This is a genomic window from Saccharopolyspora hirsuta (assembly GCF_008630535.1).
GTDB lineage: Bacteria > Actinomycetota > Actinomycetes > Mycobacteriales > Pseudonocardiaceae > Saccharopolyspora > Saccharopolyspora hirsuta.
Genome location: NZ_VWPH01000003.1, coordinates 20,729 through 35,876, shown reverse-complemented (window position 1 = coordinate 35,876; position 15,148 = coordinate 20,729). Strand labels below are relative to the sequence as shown.

Below are 15,148 nucleotides of genomic sequence, written 5' to 3'. Positions count from 1 at the left end.
CTTTGACCTCGACCGGGCTCGAAGTCGTAGCGTGGCGACGTCCGTCGGGGGAAGACAGGCGCGGCGCGCGGGTGGAAGGATCAACGCATGACGGTGACCGTGGTGGGAATCGGCGGTTCGGTGCGGCCGGACTCGCAGTCCGAGCGCGCGCTGCACGCGGCGCTGGCGGGAGCCCGGGAAGCCGGTGCCAAGGTCCACGCGATCACCGGCAGCAGCCTCGCCCTGCCGTTCTACGACCCGCACCTGACCGAGCGCGCCGACAACGCGCTGGACCTGGTGGACGCGCTGCGCAACGCCGACGGCGTCATCCTCTCCTCGCCCGGCTACCACGGCACGGTCTCGGGCCTGATCAAGAACGCCCTGGACTACGCGGAGGACCTGCGCGACGACGAGCGGCCCTACCTGGACGGCCGCGCGGTCGGCTGCATCGGCATCGCGTACGGCTGGCAGGCCACCGTCACCACGCTGCAAGCCCTGCGCTCCGTCGTGCACGCGCTTCGCGGCTGGCCGACGCCGCTCGGCGGCGCGGTCAACTCCGCGGAGACGCACTTCGAACCCGGCGGTGAGTGCGCGGACGAGAAGGTCGCCACCATCCTGCGCACCATCGGCCGCCAGGTCGTGGACTTCGCGAACCGCTCCTGAGAAGGTCCCGAGCCGCTGATCGTGCGCCTGCGGTACCGCATCGATCCGGCGCTTTGCTGCTCGCGGCTGCGGAACCAGGATCTGGTGCTTCACCGAACGGCGCTTGGCACCTGCATGCCAGATGCGGGCATGAAGCCGCGCTGGACGCTCTACCGTCGCCTGCGCCTCAGTCGCCGTGGGCGACCGGCTCGGAATCAGCGTCGAGCGCGTCGAGCACTGCGTCGCCGTTCGCCCTCGCCCATTCGGTCAGCACGTGGATCGGATCGATCAGCGTCGCTCCGAGCGGGGTGAGCTCGTACTCGACGCGGGGCGGCACCTCGGCGTACGCGTGCCGGCGGACGAGCCCGTGGGCCTCGAGCCGTCGGAGCGTCTGGGTGAGCATCTTGCGGGAGATGCCGCCGATCAGCTCGACCAGCTCGCCATGCCGCACCGGACCCCTGCTGAGGCCGTAGAGCACGACCACCGTCCACTTGTCGGCGATCAGCTCGACCGCCAGGCGTGCCGGGCAGTCGGCGAGAAACGGATCGTCGGGGCCGAAGCCGCTCATGGCGCCAAAGGTACCTGTTGGTTCCTATCGGAAACCTAGCCTGGGTTCTCGCCCCTCCCGAGCAAGGAGAGTCATGCGAGTCATCACCCAGCAAGCGCTCGGCGGCCCCGAGGTGCTCACCATCGCGGACGCGCCCGAGCCCCGGCCCCTGCCGACCGAGGTCCTCGTCCGCGTCACGGCGATCGGGCTGAACCCGCTGGAAGCGCGCCTGCGCGCCGGTGAGTTCCCGCTGATCGGCCAGCCGCCGTTCATCCTCGGCTGGGACATCAGCGGCGTGGTCGAAGAGGCGGCGACATGGCGGTTCAGGCCCGGGGACGAAGTGTTCGGAATGCCGCTGTTCCCCCGGGCGGCGAGTGCGTACGCCGAGGTCGTGTCGGCTCCGGCGCTGCACCTGGCGCGCAAGCCGCCGTCGCTCTCGCACGTCGAGGCTGCGGCGTTGCCGGTCGTCGGGCTGACGGCGTGGCAGGGCCTCGTCGACCTCGGCGGTGTGTCCGAGGGCGCCCGCGTCCTGGTCCACGGCGGTGGCGGTGGGGTCGGCCACGTCGCGATCCAGATCGCCAAAGCACTCGGCGCGCACGTGATCACGACCGCCAGCGGTGGCAAGCGGGAGTTCGTCGAGGGGCTCGGCGCCGACGAGGTGGTCGACTACACGGCGGTCGACTTCGCGGAGGTGATCCGCGACGTCGATCTGGTGCTCGACACGCTCGGCGGCGACGCCGTCGAGCGGTCGCTCGCAGTGCTCCGTCCCGGCGGTCACCTGGTGACGGCGGTCGCCGAGGGGGATTCGGAGCTCGCCGCCGAGTTCGAGGCGGCTGGCATGCGCTTCAGCGGCATCGCGGTCGACCCAGATCCGGTCGCCCTGCGAGGTCTGGCCGAACTCGTCGAACAGGGCAGGCTGCGGGTCCACGTGCAGGAGACGTTCCCGTTCGAGCGCGTCGCCGACGCGCACCGGCTGCTCGACGGCGGTCACCTCCAGGGCAAGCTCGTCCTCACCGTCTGAGCGCGGTCGGCCATCTCTTCGGCGCTCGGTCGGCCGTGGCGCAGCGCCGGAGAGGCGACCCAGGTCACCGTCCGCAGCCGTTCGAAGTGCGCCAGTACCGCCGAACCAGCACCCTCGGTTGCGAGGCAGCTCGCGTCCGAGGAGGTTGCACCGCTCATGGCCCAGAAGGCTCCGATCACCAGCCCGCTCAACGACCAGGACCAGGACACCACCGGCAAGCTGCTGCAGGCGACGCTGCTGGACCTGATCGACCTGCACCTGGTGGCCAAGCAGGCGCACTGGAACGTCGTCGGCCGGTTCTTCCGCGACGTGCACCTGCACCTCGACGAACTGGTCAGCACCGCGCGCGGCTTCGCCGACGACGTCGCCGAGCGCGCCGCCGCCATCGGCGTCTCGCCGGACGGCCGCGCCGCCACGGTGGCGGAGGGTTCCGGACTGCCGAAGTTCGAATCGGACTGGCGCAGCGACAAGGAGGTGATCGAGTCGATCACCCGAGCGCTCGGCGAGCTGATCCGCCGCCTGCGCGTCCGCATCGACGAGTCCGACAAGACGGACCTGGTCACCCAGGACCTGCTGATCAGCATCGCGGCCGAGCTGGAGAAGGCCCACTGGATGTGGCAGTCGCAGCTCGCGTCCTGACCCGGCAGGTGATCGCCCGTGAGCGTTTTGCGGGGTCGTAGCACCGCAAAGCACTCACGAGGCGTCGGTCAGGGGAGGTTGGGCTCCAGGACCTGGGCGATCTCCAGGGCCTTCGCGCAGGTCTCCGGGTCGGCCGGGCCGGTGTCGGCGTTGTACTTGAGCTCCACCGAGACCGAGCCCTCCCCGGCCGCCACGATCTGCCTGCACCAGGAGAACTCCGGGGAGCCGCTGGGCACCGCGCTGATGCCGGGCCGGGTGCCGACGGTGTTCGGCTCGAAGCTGCTGAAGCCGCCGCGCTGCTGCTGCCAGGCGTCGAGGTCGGTCGTCTCGGCCTTGGAGATCCGCAGCAGGAACTCGTCGTCGCCGCGGAAGTTGCAGCCGACCTCGCCGTTCTCGTCGGCCTGCTCCCCGGGCGCGGTGACCCCGACGTGCTGCAGGTCGCTCTGGGACAGCACCGCGCACGGGTCGAACCCGGCCAACGTCGGGCCGACCAGCGGTTCCTCCTCCGGTGCAGGTGCGTCGTCCTCCGAGGTCGCGCACCCCGTGAGCAGCAGGCCGGTGAGGACCACCGCAGCGGCGGCTGTGACTGGTGTTGTACGCATGCCCATCTCACGTCCGAGGAGTTCCTGAGGCGAGATTACGCGAATCGAACACCACCGGGGCAACTTCGCCCCAGAACCCCCCGGCATCTCCACAGTGGACGAGCAGCCGAGGTGGAGGGGCGGTGCCCTCCACCTCGGCGGACGGTCAGACGCGGCGGGCGCGCTCGTACTGCTTCGGCCAGATGTTGTCGGCGTGCAGGCGGTCGGCCGCGCGCAGCGGCCAGTGCGGGTCGCGGAGCAGCTCGCGGCCGAGCAGGACCGCGTCCGCCGAACCGGAGGCGACGATCTCCTCCGCCTGCTCGGGCGAGGTGATCAGGCCGACCGCCGCGGTGGGCACGTCCGCCTCGGCGCGCACCTGGCGGGCGAAGCGCACCTGGTAACCGGCGCTGACCGGGATGTCCGCCTTCGGCGTCGCACCGCCGGTGGAGACGTCCACCAGGTCCACCCCGCGCTCGGCGAGCAGGCGGGACAGCCGCACCGAGTCATCGCCGGTCCAGCCGCCCTCGACCCAGTCGGTCGCCGAGATCCGCACGAACAGCGGCCGGTCCGCGGGCCACACCTCGCGGACCGCGTCGGTGATCTCCAGCAGCACCCGCACCCGGTTGTCGAAGTCGCCGCCGTAGCGGTCGGTGCGGTCGTTGACCAGCGGCGAGTAGAACTGGTGCGCCAGGTAGCCGTGCGCGAAGTGCAGCTCGACCACGTCGAACCCGGCCTGCTCGGCCCGGCGGGCGGCCGCCGCGAACTGGGCGGGCAGCTCCGCCACCTCGGCCTCGGTCAGGGCGCGCGGCGCGGCGTAGTTGCCGAAGGCGTTGCTGGTCGAGCTGACCGTCTCCCAGCCGCCCTCGGACTCGGGGACCGTCTGCCCGCCCTCCCACGGCGCGGAGGTGGACGCCTTGCGCCCGGCGTGCGCGAGCTGGACACCGGTCGCCGCGCCCTGCTCGTGCAGGAAGTCGGTGATCCGCCGCCAGGCCGCGACCTGCTCGTCGTTCCACAGGCCGGTGTCCTGCGGGCTGATCCGGCCCTCCGGGACCACCGCGGTGGCCTCGGAGATGATCAGCCCGGCGCCGCCGGTGGCGAACTGGCCGAGGTGCACCAGGTGCCAGTCGTCGGGCACGCCGTCGGTCGCCGAGTACTGGCACATCGGGGACACCCAGGCGCGGTTGCGGATGACGAGGTCGCGCAGCTTGATCGGTTCGAAGAGATGGCTCACGACAGGGGTCGACAACCGCGCGGAACCAGATATTCCGGTGCGTCGACCATCTCACATCCCGGCGAGCAGGGCCTCGAACGCGGCGTCCACGCGCTCGGTGTCCCCGGTGGCCAGCAGGTCGAGGACCAGTCCGCGGAGCGCGGCCAGCGCCAGGGTCGCCTCCGCCTCGGAGCCGCCGAGGGCCTGCTGGAGCGGCGGCAGCCACTCGCGGACGCTGGCCTCGCCGAAGCCCTCCCACGCGCCGCCCTGCAACGAGCGCGCGTAGCTCTCGAAGAAGAACCGGATCACGTCGCGGTGCGCGGTGGAGCTCAGCCAGCGCCACAGCGCGCGCAGCGCATCGGTGCGGTCCTGGCAGTCCGCCAGGGCGTCGGCGAGCAGCTGGAGCTGGACGTCGCGGGCGTGCCGGTGCACCTCGCGGACCAGGCCTTCCTTGGAGCCGAAGAAGTACAGCAGCATGCGCGGGCTGGAGCCGACCGCGGCCGCGAGCGGGCGCAGCGACACCTCCGACAGGCCGTGCGCGGCGGAGTAGTCCAGGAGCTTCGCGAGCAGCTCGGCCCGTCGCCCCGTGTCCCGCTCGGTCATCGTCGCCCTCTGTTCCGGTCCTGGTCGGACTGCTAGCCTACGGGTGAAACAACTGTTTCACCGCCAGGAGTGGAGATGGCTCCCGAGATCACCATCCGGACCGGTCCGAAGCCCGGCGACCTCGGCACCGTGCTCGCCATGCACGGCCGGTTCTACGCCCGCGAGTACGGCTTCGACGAGCGCTTCGAAGCGCACGTCGCCCGAGGTCTGGCGGCTTTCGCCGCAGCGCTGGGCGAAGCCCGCGACGCCCCGGGCGCCGATCCCGGCCTGCTCTGGCTCGCCGAGCGCGATGGCGAGGTCGTGGGCACCGTCGCGCTCACCGACGAAGGAGCGGGTGTCGCGCAGCTGCGGTGGTTCCTGGTCTCGCCCGCGGCGCGAGGGGCGGGCGTCGGGAGACGGTTGATCCGCGCCCTCCTGGACCACGCGCGGGACCGCGACTTCGAGCAGGTCAAGCTCTGGACGGTCGGCCAGCTCGAAGCCGCGGCGCACCTCTACCTCGACGCCGGATTCCGCTGCGTGGAGCGGAAATCCGTCCAGCAGTGGGGCCAGCGCCTCGAAGAGCTGCAGTACCGCTTGGACCTCCGGGGCTCGTGAGTGCGTAACAGTGTTCGAACACTGTTACGCACTCACGACCAGTCACCCCAGGTCGGGTTCGGAGCGGAGCTCGATCTCCGCGCCGGGCTCGTGGAGCTCGAGCACGACCAGCTCGTTGACCCCGGCCCTCCACAGTGGACTCGGCGCGTACAGGGTGCGCTGCGGGCCGATCGACCAGTAGCGGCCGAGCAGGAACCCGTTCAGCCACACCAGGCCCTTCGTCCAGCCCGGCAGCGCGAGGAACCCGTCCGCGGGCTCGCCGATCCGCAGCGCCGCGCGGTGGAAGGCCGGTCCGGCGGCCGTGCCGGGGGAGAAGCGCAGGCCGGAGAGGTCGTCGAGCGGCAGCGGGCGGATCTCCCAGCCGAACAGCGCCTGCCCGCCGTGCAGCACGCGGTCGGTGATGCCCTTGGGGTCGTTGAGCCGGTGCCCGAAGTTGATCCGGCCGCCGGGGTCGACCAGCAGGTCCAGCTGCACGGATTCGCCCGGCACCGGCACCTCCACCGAACCCTGCGGCTCGTTCCGGTCCAGCGTCCCGAGCAGCGCGCCGTCGGCGAACACCAGCGCCCGGTCCGCCAACCCGCGCACCTTCAGCCCGGCCGTCTCGCGCGGCCCCTGGATGCGCGTGCGGTAGTGGATCAGCCCGTGCGGCTGGCCCAGCGCCTCCATGTGCACCGGCGCCGACCGCTGCGTCGGTTCGCTGAGCACGTCGAGGGAGTCCAGCAGCCCGACCGAGGCGTCCGGGCGGACGCGTTGCGCGGGGAGGCGGGGCGGTAGCGGGGGCAGCGGTTCGTCCGGCACCGGGGCGTGCTCGGCGATCACCTCGCGGATCCGGTGGAACTTCTCGGTCAGCTCACCGGCCTCGCCGATGGGGGAGTCGTAGTCGTAGCTGGTGATCGTCGGCTGGTACCGGTCCTCGGCGTCGTCGTGGTTCGCGCCCGCCCACCAGCCGAAGTTGGTGCCGCCGACGGCCATGTACAACGTCACCGAGGCGTTGGCCGACAGCATCTTCGCCACGTCCGCCGCGGTCTGCGCGGGATCGGTGGTGTGGTGCTGCTCGCCCCAGTGGTCGAACCAGCCGTCCCAGAACTCCGTGCACCAGATCGGGCCCTCCGGCTGGTAGCGGCGCAGCGCGGCGAACGGCTCGGTCGGATCGCCGCTGAAGTTCACCGTGGCCAGCACGTCCGGCAGGTTCCCGCCGCGCAGCATGTACTCCGACGGCCCGTTCGAGCAGAACAGCAGGCTGTCGATCCCGTTGCGGCGCAACGTGTCCCGCAGGTGCGCGAGGTGCTGCTGCTCGTTGCCGTAGCTGCCGTACTCGTTCTCCACCTGGAACGCGATCACCGGTCCGCCGCGGGTCGCCTGCAGCGGTGCCAGCCGAGGCAGCAGCTCGCCGAACCACTCGTCGACCAGCTCGCGGTAGGCCGGGTCGTCGCAGCGCAGCGGCAGGTCGGGGTCGGCGAGCAGCCAGGCGGGCAGGCCGCCGAAGTCCCACTCCGCGCAGACGTACGGACCGGGGCGGACGGTGACCTTGAGGCCGACCTCCCCGGCGATCTCCACGAACCGCACGACATCGCGCCAGCCGGTGAAGTCCACCTCGCCGCGCCGCGGTTCGTGGAAGTTCCACGCGACGTAGGTGTCCACGGTGTTCAGCCCGAGCGCGCGCATCCGGGTCAACCGGTCCCGCCACTGGTCCGGGTGGGTGCGGAAGTAGTGGAACTCCCCGGCGATGATCCGGAACGGCTCGCCGTCGAGCAGGAACTCGTCGCCGCGCACGGTCAGCCCGGACCGCTGCTGCGCCTGCGCGACCACCCGGTTGGTCCCGGCCGACATGCTGAGGACGAGACCGCCGACGCCGAGCGCGCCCAGGAAGCCCCGTCTGCTGACGCTTGCCATTTCCCCACCCCGCCTGCTCGATGCTGTGTGAAATGGCCACCATTCTTGCGGTTTCGATCAATCCCAGGCCAGTGCTGCCACCGGAACGGACCAGCCGGTGGGCCGGAATCCCCTGGTAGACGGCTTGCGTGCCGCGCATGCTGCGGACATGACCCAGCGGGCCCGCGCGGTGCGCGTCCGATGCCACTACAAGCGGGTGGACTCCTCCGCGCCAGTCGAGATGCTCCACCGGTTCCGCACCCTGACCGGCAAGCGGGCGGCGGGCCAGGTGCTCGACGTCGGCGCCTTCGACCCGGAAGACCTCCTCGGCTACCGCCACGTCCGCTACCTGGCGCTGCTCGGCGCGTCCGCCGAGGTGAGCCGCGTCCGCGCGGACCTCGCGGTGGACCCGGTCGACGCGGACCCGGCGCAGCTGCCGTTCCCGGACGACGCCTTCGACGTGGTCGTCAGCCGGTTCTCGCTGTGCTGCACGGCGAAACCGCGCGCCGTGCTGCAGGAGGTCGGCCGGGTGCTGCGCCCCGTCGGGCAGCTGCTGTTCCTCGAGCACACCCGAGCTCCCGGCGTGGTCGGGCGAGCTCAGGACGAGGCGCAGGAGATGCTGCAGGGCACCCGGCTCTGCCGCCTCAACGTCGAAGTCCTGCTCCAGGTGCAGATGGCCGGGCTGGTGGTGCGCCGAGCCGACTGGTTCTGGCCCGCCGCGCAGGTGCGCGTCCCGCTGGTGCAGGGCATCGCCACCCACCCCGACCCGCAGTACGAGCGCGAGCTGGGGTGGCTGCGCGACTCCATCGGCAGAACAGGAGATCCGCCATGGCCAGGAAGGTAGCGGACTGCCGCAAGTACCCGAGCGAGTCCGGCTGCACGCTCACCCTCGTCGGCGAGGAGGAGGAAGTGCTCCGCGCCGCGGTCGAGCACGCGGTGTCGGTGCACGAGCACGAGGACACCCCGCAGCTGCGCGAGCAGATCCGCGGACTGCTGGAGGACGAGCACGCCACCGGTCCGGACGGCATGAACTTCGTGCAGCTCATCGAGTTCAAGACCGGCAAGCGAGATCAGCTGGACGAACTGCTCGACGAGTGGGAGGCGGTCACCGGGGGCAAGTGCACCGCGACCCGCGCGGTGCTCACCCAGGAGCACGAGAAGCCGGGGAGCTACTACGAGTTCGTGGAGTTCCCGTCCTACGACGAGGCGATGCGCAACTCGCGCCTCCCGGAGACCGACGCCCTTTCCCGCAAGATGCGCGACCTCTGCGACGAGGAACCCACCTTCCACAACCTCGACGTCGTCCGCGCCGAAACCCTGTGATCGGAAGCTCGGGGACCGCGGTTCCCGCGGAAACCGCGGTCCCCCCGGGGCGTCAGCCCAGGCCGACGGCGCGGCGGGCGAAGTGGATCTCCGCCGCCACCTGGCGCAGCGTCTCGGCCACCACCAGCGAGCCGTGGCCCGCGTCGTAGCGGTAGAACTCGAACGGGATGTCCCGCTGCCCCAACCGGTCCAGGTAGTTCAGGATCTGCTGGATCGGGCAGCGCGGGTCGTTGTCCCCGGCCAGCACCAGCGTCGGCACCCGCACCTGGTCCACGTAGGTGATCGGCGAGGCCTTCTCGTACACCTCCGGCACGTCCTCCGGCGAACCGCCGAACAGCGCGCGGTCGTAGGCCCGCAGCGGCTCCATCTCGTCGGCGTACGCGGAGACGTAGTCGGCCACCGGGACCCCGGCGACGCCGCCCGCCCACCGCTCCGGCTGGGTGCCCAGCGCCAGCAGCGTCAGGTACCCGCCCCAGGACGCGCCCGCGACGATGCTCTGCGCCGGGGTCGTCAGCCCGGCCTCGACGGCCCAGTCGTGCACCCGCGCGACGTCCTCGAGCTCGGTCAGCCCCGGCCGCCCCTCGATGGCGTCGCGCCAGGCCGAGCCGTACCCGGTGGAGCCCCGGTAGTTGATCTCCACCACGGCGAACCCTGCGTCCAGCCAGGCCGCGCGGTAGGCCGAGAACCGGTCCTCGTCCGCCGCGTGCGGCCCGCCGTGCAGGTTGAAGACCGTCGGCAGCGGCCCGTCCTCGGCCCCGGCCGGGCGGGCCACCAGCGCGTGCACCGTGTCGTTCGGCCCGTACGGCACCTCGACGAACACGTCGGTGACGGCCTCCGACCCCGGCGGCCGCTCCCCGGGCGGCGTCAGCAGGACCTGGTCCTCGCCGTCGGCGGACACCGTGCGCACCAGCGACGGCGTCGCCGCCGACGACCACACGTACTCCACGGAGTGGTCCGGCCGCACGGTCGCGCCCACCACCGTGCCGGGCGGCGTGGCCAGCTCGGTGAGGGTCTTGGTGGTCAGGTCGTAGCGGTGCATGGTGGTCCGCGCGTGGTGGGTGTGCGCGATCAGCAGCGCCTTGCCGTCCGGGTACCAGTCGGCCGAGACCTCGCCGGGCAGGTCGAGCTCGATCTCGGTCTCGGTGTCCGCCGCGACGTCCCAGATCAGCAGCTCCTCCTTGCCGCGGCGCTCGTGCAGCACCAGCAGCCGGGGGTCGCCGGCGACCGGCGCGAACGCCAGCGCGTCGAGCCCCTTGCCCGGGCCGTCCCACTTCTCCGCGACCTCGGAGCCGTCGGTGCGCAGCACCCGCAGGGCCGGGTGGCGGCTGTCGCCGTGCTCGGAGTGCGAGATCACCAGCATCGACTCGTCCCAGGACATCGCGGACAGCCCGCCGTCCTGCTCGTGCTCGTAGAGCACCTCCGGCTTGCCGTCGCGCACCACCCAGACCGTCACGCCGTCATCGGTGGACATCCCCATGCCGATCACCGACCGGCCGAGCTCCAGACCGGCCGGGTAGCCGGGGTGCGTGCCCGGCAGCGCGGGCTTCGCCTCACCACCGGGGTGGAACGGCTCCACCCGCCAGCTGCCGAACTCGTCGCCGTCGGTGTCGTCGAACCACCAGATCTGCTCGCCGTCCGCGGACAGCGTGCCGTGGAACGTCCCGTTCGGACGGTCGGTGACCTGGCGGTGCTTGTCCGCGTCGCGGTCCCACGCGTAGAGCTCCCAGGTACCGCTGAAGTTCGACACGTACAGGCTGCGCTGCGGCGCGTCGCGCGCCCAGTCCGGCAACGACACGCGCGGCGCGCTGAACCGCGCCCGCCACCGGGCCTCCCGCTCGGGGTCGTCGAAAAGCTTCTCGGGGATCTTCGCCTCGGGGTAGGTGCTCACCCCCTCGATACTGCCCGATGCCCCCGCGACCTGCGGTACCGACAGGCGCTCAACGCCGAACCTCGAACAGGAAGCAGCCGAACTCCACGGCCCGCACGTGCACCACCGCGATCTCGGGGTCCAGGAGGAGGTCGTCGGCGGTGCGCTCGGAGAGCTCGGTGTTGCCGTCGAGCAGGCACCCGCCGCGGATCTGCCCGCTGCCGTCGTAGGCGCGCAGAACCCGCCGGGTCCCGCGGATCGCTTCCGGCCACACCGGGCTCTCCGGCCCGTCGCAGGTCTCGGCGTGGATGAACACCGGCCCCACTTCCTCGTAAGCGCCGGGGTCGACACCGCGGTCCCGGGCCCACCGCCGCAGCGGGGCGTAGGAGACCAGCGCGATCCGCTCGCCGGGACGGCTCCGCCGCAGGCAGCAGCGCAGCGGCTGGCCGTAAGCGTCGTCCTCGACCCGGACCTGCGGTTCCCGCCCGGCGTCATCGCACTTGCGCAGCTCGTCCAGCACATCGGATCCGATCGGCAGCACGCGAGAAGTCATGCCCCGATCGTCGCGCCCGTTGTCGGCGGAAGCTGGCGGGAAACCGCCATCACGACAGCGCCGACGGATCGGCGGCGACACCGCGCAGGCGGTTCAGCACGGCCCGGGATGCCTTGTCGTAGCAGGAGAACTCGTCGCGCAGGACGGACTCCGCGTTGGCCATCTCCAGGAACGCGGCGAGCTCGAAGACCAGCTGCGAGAGGTCGGCGTCGGGCCGGATCTCGCCCGCCTGCTGGGCCTCCCGAGCGGTCCGTTCGAGGTGGTCGAGCCAGTCGGCGCGGGCGGCGACCAGCGCGTCGTGCACCTTGCCGGTGCGCGCGTCGAACTCGGCCGAGGCGGCGTAGAAGAAGCAGCCGCCGGGGAACACCCGGTCCCGCGAGTAGGTCAGCCAGCCGGTGCAGGTCCGCCACAGCCGGTCGAGTCCCGAGGAGGTGTCCCGCGCGGGCTCGATCACGTGCTCGGCGAAGATCTTGGTGGCGGCGCCGATGGTGGCGAGCTGCAGGTCCTCCTTGGACCCGAACAGCGCGAACACGCCGCTCTTGCTCAGCTCGAGCTCGCTCGCGAGCCGCCCGAGGGAGAGCCCTTCGAGCCCCTCGACGGAAGCCAGGTCCACCGCGCGCCGCAGGACCAGCTGGCGGGTCTGGTTCCCGCGCTCGATCCGCCGGTCGGCCACTCGTCCACCTCCTGCCCCGGGTTCCGAGTCTACCGAGGAAAGGTGGACGACCGTGCGGTCACTTGCGTATAAAAGAAGCACGAACGACCGTGCTATTTCTTTGCGAGGAGCCCACCATGACCGACATCTGGTTCGCCCGCTGGAAGCCCGGAGCCGCGGCGACCAGCGGAGACCCGGTGATCGTGAGCGTCACCGAGTTCACCCCGCACCGACCGTGGACGGCCGTCGGCGTGGCAGCCCGGGGAATGGCCCTCCGGAAGACGTGGCCCGGCCTCGAAGGCGCGCTGGGGATGTGGCTGTGGCTGGCGCCCGACCCGAGGTGCCCCCGATCAGGCGCGGTCTCGGTGTGGCGAACCGAAGCGGACCTCCGGCGCTTCGTAGGCCGCCGCGACCACGTGCGCATCATGCGCGCCTACCGAGACCGCGGAACGCTCCGCGCGAAAACCTGGCAGGAGCAGCACTTCAACCCACCCGCCATCCGAGAAGCAGCCCGAACGTTCCTGGCCGAACTTGCGTAGTGGCGGGGCGTTTCAGCGCGCGCGGATGGCCGTCAGGACGAGGTCGGCGTCAGGCTGCATCTCGCCCCGTCGGATCGCCGAGCGCAAGGTGCTGGCGGTCGTTTCGCGGCGGCGGAACGCGGGGTCCTGCTGGCCTAACGGCCGTGGGGGACCAGTGGCCGCGTGACGGGGACGATCGTGAGCAGGTCGTCCAATCCCTTGAAGTCGTCGGGATTGGTCGTGAAGAGAGGGAGCTCCTCGGCGATGGCGATGGCCGCGGTCATCAGGTCGGCGACCCTGCGCCGGGGCTTGCGGCCCGCGCTGACCACCGCGGCGGTGACCCTGCCGTAGATCCGGGCGGCCTCTGCGCCGAAGGGGATGGGGTCGAACTCTGCTCCGCATTGCTGCGCACCTGGTTCGGGCTGGCGGAGAGCTCGGCCAACGTGATCGCGGTGATCGCCATGTCGGCAGGCAGCTCGTCGACGTTGATCCAGCGGCGCAGCACCATGATGTTGGTGTCGAGGATTCCCGATACTTAGGCCGGTGTAGCACCAGGTGCTACGTGATGGCACGCCTTCTCCCGGCGGCGGTGTCCAGGCATAGAGAAAGGGCCTGGTCGGAACCTCTTGCGAAGTTCCGACCAGGCCCTCTCACCTGTCGGGGTGGCGGGATTTGAACCCACGACCTCTTCGACCCGAACGAAGCGCGCTCCCAAGCTGCGCCACACCCCGATCTTCCAGCGGAGGAGCATCTCGGGTGCTCGCCCCAACCGCTGGATCATACTCTACCGGACGCTCTCACCCGTTCCGAACGGGGTCCCCTTCTTCGCGTTTTCGCTGGTGAGGGCGGGTGATTCGGAGCGGGGCAGCAGGGTCAGCAAGGTCGCCTCCGGCGGGCAGGCGAAGCGCACCGGGGCGTACGGCGAGGTGCCCAGCCCGGCCGAGACGTGCAGGTGCATCCGCTCGCCCCAGGTCGACGCCCCGCGCGCCCGGCCGCGGTCGAGCTCGCAGTTGGTCACCAGCGCGCCGTAGCCCGGCACCCGCAGCTGGCCGCCGTGGGTGTGCCCGGCCAGCACCAGGTCGTAGCCGTCCTCGGCGAAGCTGTCCAGCACCCGCGGCTCGGGGGAGTGCGTCACGCCGAGGCGCAGCTGCACGTCCTCCGGGAGCGGACCGGCGATCAGGTCGTAGCGGTCCGCGTGCAGGTGCGGGTCGTCCAGCCCGGCGATGTGGATGCGCACCCCGGCGACCTCGATCTCGTGGCGGCGGTGCGTCGCGTCCAGCCAGCCGCGCTCGGCCATCGCCGCGCGCAGGTCCCGCCACGGCAGCGGCTCGCCGTGGATGCGCTTGGTCTTCGACGACGGCAGGAGGTAGCGGGCCGGGTTCTTCGCGGTCGGCCCGAAGTAGTCGTTGCTGCCGAAGACGAACACGCCCGGCCGGTCCAGCAGCGGTCCCATCGCGCGCAGCGCCGCGGGCACCGCCTGCGGGTGGGCGAGGTTGTCGCCGGTGTTGACCACCAGGTCCGGGTCGAGGTCCACCAGCTCGGACACCCACCGCTGCTTGGACCGCTGGTTCGGCGTCATGTGCAGGTCGGAGATGTGCAGCACGCGCAGCGGGGCGGTGCCCTCGTCGAGCACCGGCAGCGAGACCTGGCGCAGCGTCCAGCGCCGCCGTTCGATCGCGGCCGAGTAGGTGACCGTCGCGGCGCCGAGAGCGCCCGCGCTGAGCAGAAGTCGCCCGAACTTGTTCACCCCACCAACCCTACGTCGGCTCCGGCACCCGCGGCGGACCGCGTGCCCCGCCCGCGCGGACGACGGGATAATCAGCGCATGGCCGAGCTCAAGGACAAGCTGCGGGCGGACCTCTCCGCCGCGATGAAGGAACGCGACACCGTGGTCACCGGCGTGCTGCGGATGGCGCTGGCCGCGGTCGGCAAGGAGGAGGTGGCCGGCAAGCAGGCGCGCGAGCTCACCGACGAAGAGGTGCAGCGCGTGCTGAGCAAGGAGGCCAAGAAGCGCGACGAGGCGGCGGAGGCGTTCCGCAGCGCCGGGCGCGAGAAGCAGGCCGAGGCCGAGGTCGGCGAGGCGGAGATCCTGCGCCGCTACCTGCCGAAGCCGCTGGGCGACGACGAGCTGGCGCAGCTGGTCAAGGACGCGGTCGGCGAGGTCGAGGCGGAACTCGGCGAGCGCCCGGGCATGAAGCAGATGGGCCAGGTCATGAAGGCGGCCAACGCCAAGGTCGCGGGCCGAGCCGAGGGCGGCAAGGTCGCAGCCCTCGTCAAAGCCGAACTCGTCGGCTGACCGGGTTCTGCTTCGGGCAAGCGGCGTGAGCCGCTTTCTGCGGTGAACAGTGCCCGCGACGGGCGGCCGGCACCGATCGGCGAGGGTCGCATGCGCCGCAGGCGCATAGCCCACGCTGTCAGCTTGCACCGCCGTGGGTTCACGGTGCCCACCCCTCCGGGGTTCCTTCCGGCGAGGACGGCCCTGACGCCGTGTATCGGGTCATACACAAGTCAGGGCACCCACAGCCAGGCGGGCGCTTCCGCTACCCG

The 15,148-nt window shown here is 71.6% G+C and carries 18 protein-coding genes and 1 tRNA gene; 9 read left to right on the top strand and 10 right to left on the bottom strand.

The annotated features are described in order from the left end of the window. Positions 1 to 87 precede the first annotated feature (87 nt). Positions 88 to 642, top strand: coding sequence for an NADPH-dependent FMN reductase (locus F1721_RS06275; protein WP_150065618.1), 555 nt, complete (start codon positions 88 to 90; stop codon positions 640 to 642). 166 nt (positions 643 to 808) lie between these two features. On the opposite strand, the gene F1721_RS06270 is transcribed toward F1721_RS06275, so the two are convergent. After that, positions 809 to 1,189, bottom strand: a complete 381-nt coding sequence (locus F1721_RS06270) for a winged helix-turn-helix transcriptional regulator (protein ID WP_150065617.1) — start codon at positions 1,187 to 1,189, stop codon at positions 809 to 811. Between the two features lie 73 nt (positions 1,190 to 1,262). Here F1721_RS06270 and F1721_RS06265 point away from each other — a divergent pair, with 73 nt between their 5' ends. Together F1721_RS06265 and F1721_RS06260 are read left to right on the top strand one after the other, a co-directional pair. Then, positions 1,263 to 2,189: an NADP-dependent oxidoreductase gene (locus F1721_RS06265; RefSeq protein WP_150065616.1), complete on the top strand. Its 927-nt coding sequence runs from the start codon at positions 1,263 to 1,265 to the stop codon at positions 2,187 to 2,189. A gap of 156 nt (positions 2,190 to 2,345) precedes the next feature. Further along, on the top strand, positions 2,346 to 2,828 hold the full coding sequence (locus tag F1721_RS06260) for a Dps family protein (protein WP_150065615.1): 483 nt from the start codon (positions 2,346 to 2,348) through the stop codon (positions 2,826 to 2,828). Between the two features lie 68 nt (positions 2,829 to 2,896). Here F1721_RS06260 and F1721_RS06255 read toward each other — a convergent pair whose 3' ends face one another. From F1721_RS06255 to F1721_RS06245, 3 genes are all read right to left on the bottom strand, one after another. Further along, positions 2,897 to 3,430: a DUF3558 family protein gene (locus F1721_RS06255; RefSeq protein ID WP_170301382.1), complete on the bottom strand. Its 534-nt coding sequence runs from the start codon at positions 3,428 to 3,430 to the stop codon at positions 2,897 to 2,899. Between the two features lie 145 nt (positions 3,431 to 3,575). Beyond that, complete coding sequence (locus F1721_RS06250) at positions 3,576 to 4,640, bottom strand: NADH:flavin oxidoreductase/NADH oxidase (RefSeq protein WP_150065613.1); 1,065 nt, start codon at positions 4,638 to 4,640, stop codon at positions 3,576 to 3,578. 51 nt (positions 4,641 to 4,691) lie between these two features. Continuing rightward, a complete protein-coding gene (locus tag F1721_RS06245) occupies positions 4,692 to 5,222 on the bottom strand; it encodes a TetR/AcrR family transcriptional regulator (protein ID WP_150065612.1) in 531 nt (176 codons plus the stop codon). Positions 5,223 to 5,297: 75 nt separating this feature from the next. On the opposite strand from F1721_RS06245, the gene F1721_RS06240 reads away from it, so the two are divergent. Beyond that, on the top strand, positions 5,298 to 5,816 hold the full coding sequence (locus F1721_RS06240) for a GNAT family N-acetyltransferase (protein WP_150065611.1): 519 nt from the start codon (positions 5,298 to 5,300) through the stop codon (positions 5,814 to 5,816). A 42-nt stretch (positions 5,817 to 5,858) separates the two neighbouring features. Here F1721_RS06240 and F1721_RS06235 read toward each other — a convergent pair whose 3' ends face one another. After that, positions 5,859 to 7,709 (bottom strand): glycoside hydrolase family 35 protein, encoded by a 1,851-nt coding sequence (locus F1721_RS06235; protein WP_150065610.1) that lies wholly within the window; start codon positions 7,707 to 7,709, stop codon positions 5,859 to 5,861. 148 nt (positions 7,710 to 7,857) lie between these two features. On the opposite strand from F1721_RS06235, the gene F1721_RS06230 reads away from it, so the two are divergent. Then, entirely contained in the window at positions 7,858 to 8,532 is a 675-nt protein-coding gene (locus F1721_RS06230; RefSeq protein WP_150065609.1) for a class I SAM-dependent methyltransferase, read from the top strand. Continuing rightward, complete coding sequence (locus tag F1721_RS06225) at positions 8,517 to 9,011, top strand: DUF1059 domain-containing protein (RefSeq protein WP_150065608.1); 495 nt, start codon at positions 8,517 to 8,519, stop codon at positions 9,009 to 9,011. The genes F1721_RS06230 and F1721_RS06225 overlap by 16 nt, the downstream gene beginning before the upstream one ends. A gap of 52 nt (positions 9,012 to 9,063) precedes the next feature. Here F1721_RS06225 and F1721_RS06220 read toward each other — a convergent pair whose 3' ends face one another. Genes F1721_RS06220 through F1721_RS06210 form a run of 3 tightly spaced genes read right to left on the bottom strand, consistent with a single transcriptional unit; the run spans position 9,064 to position 12,104 of the window. Further along, positions 9,064 to 10,899: a S9 family peptidase gene (locus F1721_RS06220; protein WP_150065607.1), complete on the bottom strand. Its 1,836-nt coding sequence runs from the start codon at positions 10,897 to 10,899 to the stop codon at positions 9,064 to 9,066. A gap of 49 nt (positions 10,900 to 10,948) precedes the next feature. After that, positions 10,949 to 11,431, bottom strand: a complete 483-nt coding sequence (locus F1721_RS06215; protein WP_150065606.1) for a DUF1203 domain-containing protein — start codon at positions 11,429 to 11,431, stop codon at positions 10,949 to 10,951. Positions 11,432 to 11,480: 49 nt separating this feature from the next. Beyond that, positions 11,481 to 12,104, bottom strand: a complete 624-nt coding sequence (locus tag F1721_RS06210; RefSeq protein ID WP_150065605.1) for a TetR/AcrR family transcriptional regulator — start codon at positions 12,102 to 12,104, stop codon at positions 11,481 to 11,483. A 116-nt stretch (positions 12,105 to 12,220) separates the two neighbouring features. Here F1721_RS06210 and F1721_RS06205 point away from each other — a divergent pair, with 116 nt between their 5' ends. After that, the gene (locus F1721_RS06205) at positions 12,221 to 12,622 is read left to right on the top strand and encodes a hypothetical protein (protein ID WP_150065604.1); all 402 of its coding nucleotides are present in this window, start codon (positions 12,221 to 12,223) and stop codon (positions 12,620 to 12,622) included. A 143-nt stretch (positions 12,623 to 12,765) separates the two neighbouring features. Continuing rightward, a complete protein-coding gene (locus F1721_RS34710; protein WP_211840354.1) occupies positions 12,766 to 13,140 on the top strand; it encodes a hypothetical protein in 375 nt (124 codons plus the stop codon). A gap of 118 nt (positions 13,141 to 13,258) precedes the next feature. Here F1721_RS34710 and F1721_RS06195 read toward each other — a convergent pair. Both F1721_RS06195 and F1721_RS06190 read right to left on the bottom strand, forming a co-directional pair. Then, positions 13,259 to 13,332 (bottom strand) — tRNA-Pro (locus F1721_RS06195). 53 nt (positions 13,333 to 13,385) lie between these two features. Further along, the gene (locus F1721_RS06190) at positions 13,386 to 14,348 is read right to left on the bottom strand and encodes a metallophosphoesterase (protein ID WP_150065603.1); all 963 of its coding nucleotides are present in this window, start codon (positions 14,346 to 14,348) and stop codon (positions 13,386 to 13,388) included. 78 nt (positions 14,349 to 14,426) lie between these two features. On the opposite strand from F1721_RS06190, the gene F1721_RS06185 reads away from it, so the two are divergent. Then, positions 14,427 to 14,897, top strand: a complete 471-nt coding sequence (locus F1721_RS06185) for a GatB/YqeY domain-containing protein (protein ID WP_150065602.1) — start codon at positions 14,427 to 14,429, stop codon at positions 14,895 to 14,897. The last annotated feature ends 251 nt before the right edge of the window (positions 14,898 to 15,148 follow it).

Excerpts from the sequence above, each read along its gene's own strand:
- F1721_RS06275 (WP_150065618.1), top strand. The coding sequence starts at position 88 with ATGACGGTGACCGTGGTGGGAATCGGCGGTTCGGTGCGGCCGGACTCG.
- F1721_RS06270 (WP_150065617.1), bottom strand. The coding sequence starts at position 1,189 with ATGAGCGGCTTCGGCCCCGACGATCCGTTTCTCGCCGACTGCCCGGCA.
- F1721_RS06265 (WP_150065616.1), top strand. The coding sequence starts at position 1,263 with ATGCGAGTCATCACCCAGCAAGCGCTCGGCGGCCCCGAGGTGCTCACC.
- F1721_RS06260 (WP_150065615.1), top strand. The coding sequence starts at position 2,346 with ATGGCCCAGAAGGCTCCGATCACCAGCCCGCTCAACGACCAGGACCAG.
- F1721_RS06255 (WP_170301382.1), bottom strand. The coding sequence starts at position 3,430 with ATGCGTACAACACCAGTCACAGCCGCCGCTGCGGTGGTCCTCACCGGC.
- F1721_RS06245 (WP_150065612.1), bottom strand. The coding sequence starts at position 5,222 with ATGACCGAGCGGGACACGGGGCGACGGGCCGAGCTGCTCGCGAAGCTC.
- F1721_RS06240 (WP_150065611.1), top strand. The coding sequence starts at position 5,298 with ATGGCTCCCGAGATCACCATCCGGACCGGTCCGAAGCCCGGCGACCTC.
- F1721_RS06235 (WP_150065610.1), bottom strand. The coding sequence starts at position 7,709 with ATGGCAAGCGTCAGCAGACGGGGCTTCCTGGGCGCGCTCGGCGTCGGC.
- F1721_RS06230 (WP_150065609.1), top strand. The coding sequence starts at position 7,858 with ATGACCCAGCGGGCCCGCGCGGTGCGCGTCCGATGCCACTACAAGCGG.
- F1721_RS06225 (WP_150065608.1), top strand. The coding sequence starts at position 8,517 with ATGGCCAGGAAGGTAGCGGACTGCCGCAAGTACCCGAGCGAGTCCGGC.
- F1721_RS06215 (WP_150065606.1), bottom strand. The coding sequence starts at position 11,431 with ATGACTTCTCGCGTGCTGCCGATCGGATCCGATGTGCTGGACGAGCTG.
- F1721_RS06205 (WP_150065604.1), top strand. The coding sequence starts at position 12,221 with ATGACCGACATCTGGTTCGCCCGCTGGAAGCCCGGAGCCGCGGCGACC.
- F1721_RS06185 (WP_150065602.1), top strand. The coding sequence starts at position 14,427 with ATGGCCGAGCTCAAGGACAAGCTGCGGGCGGACCTCTCCGCCGCGATG.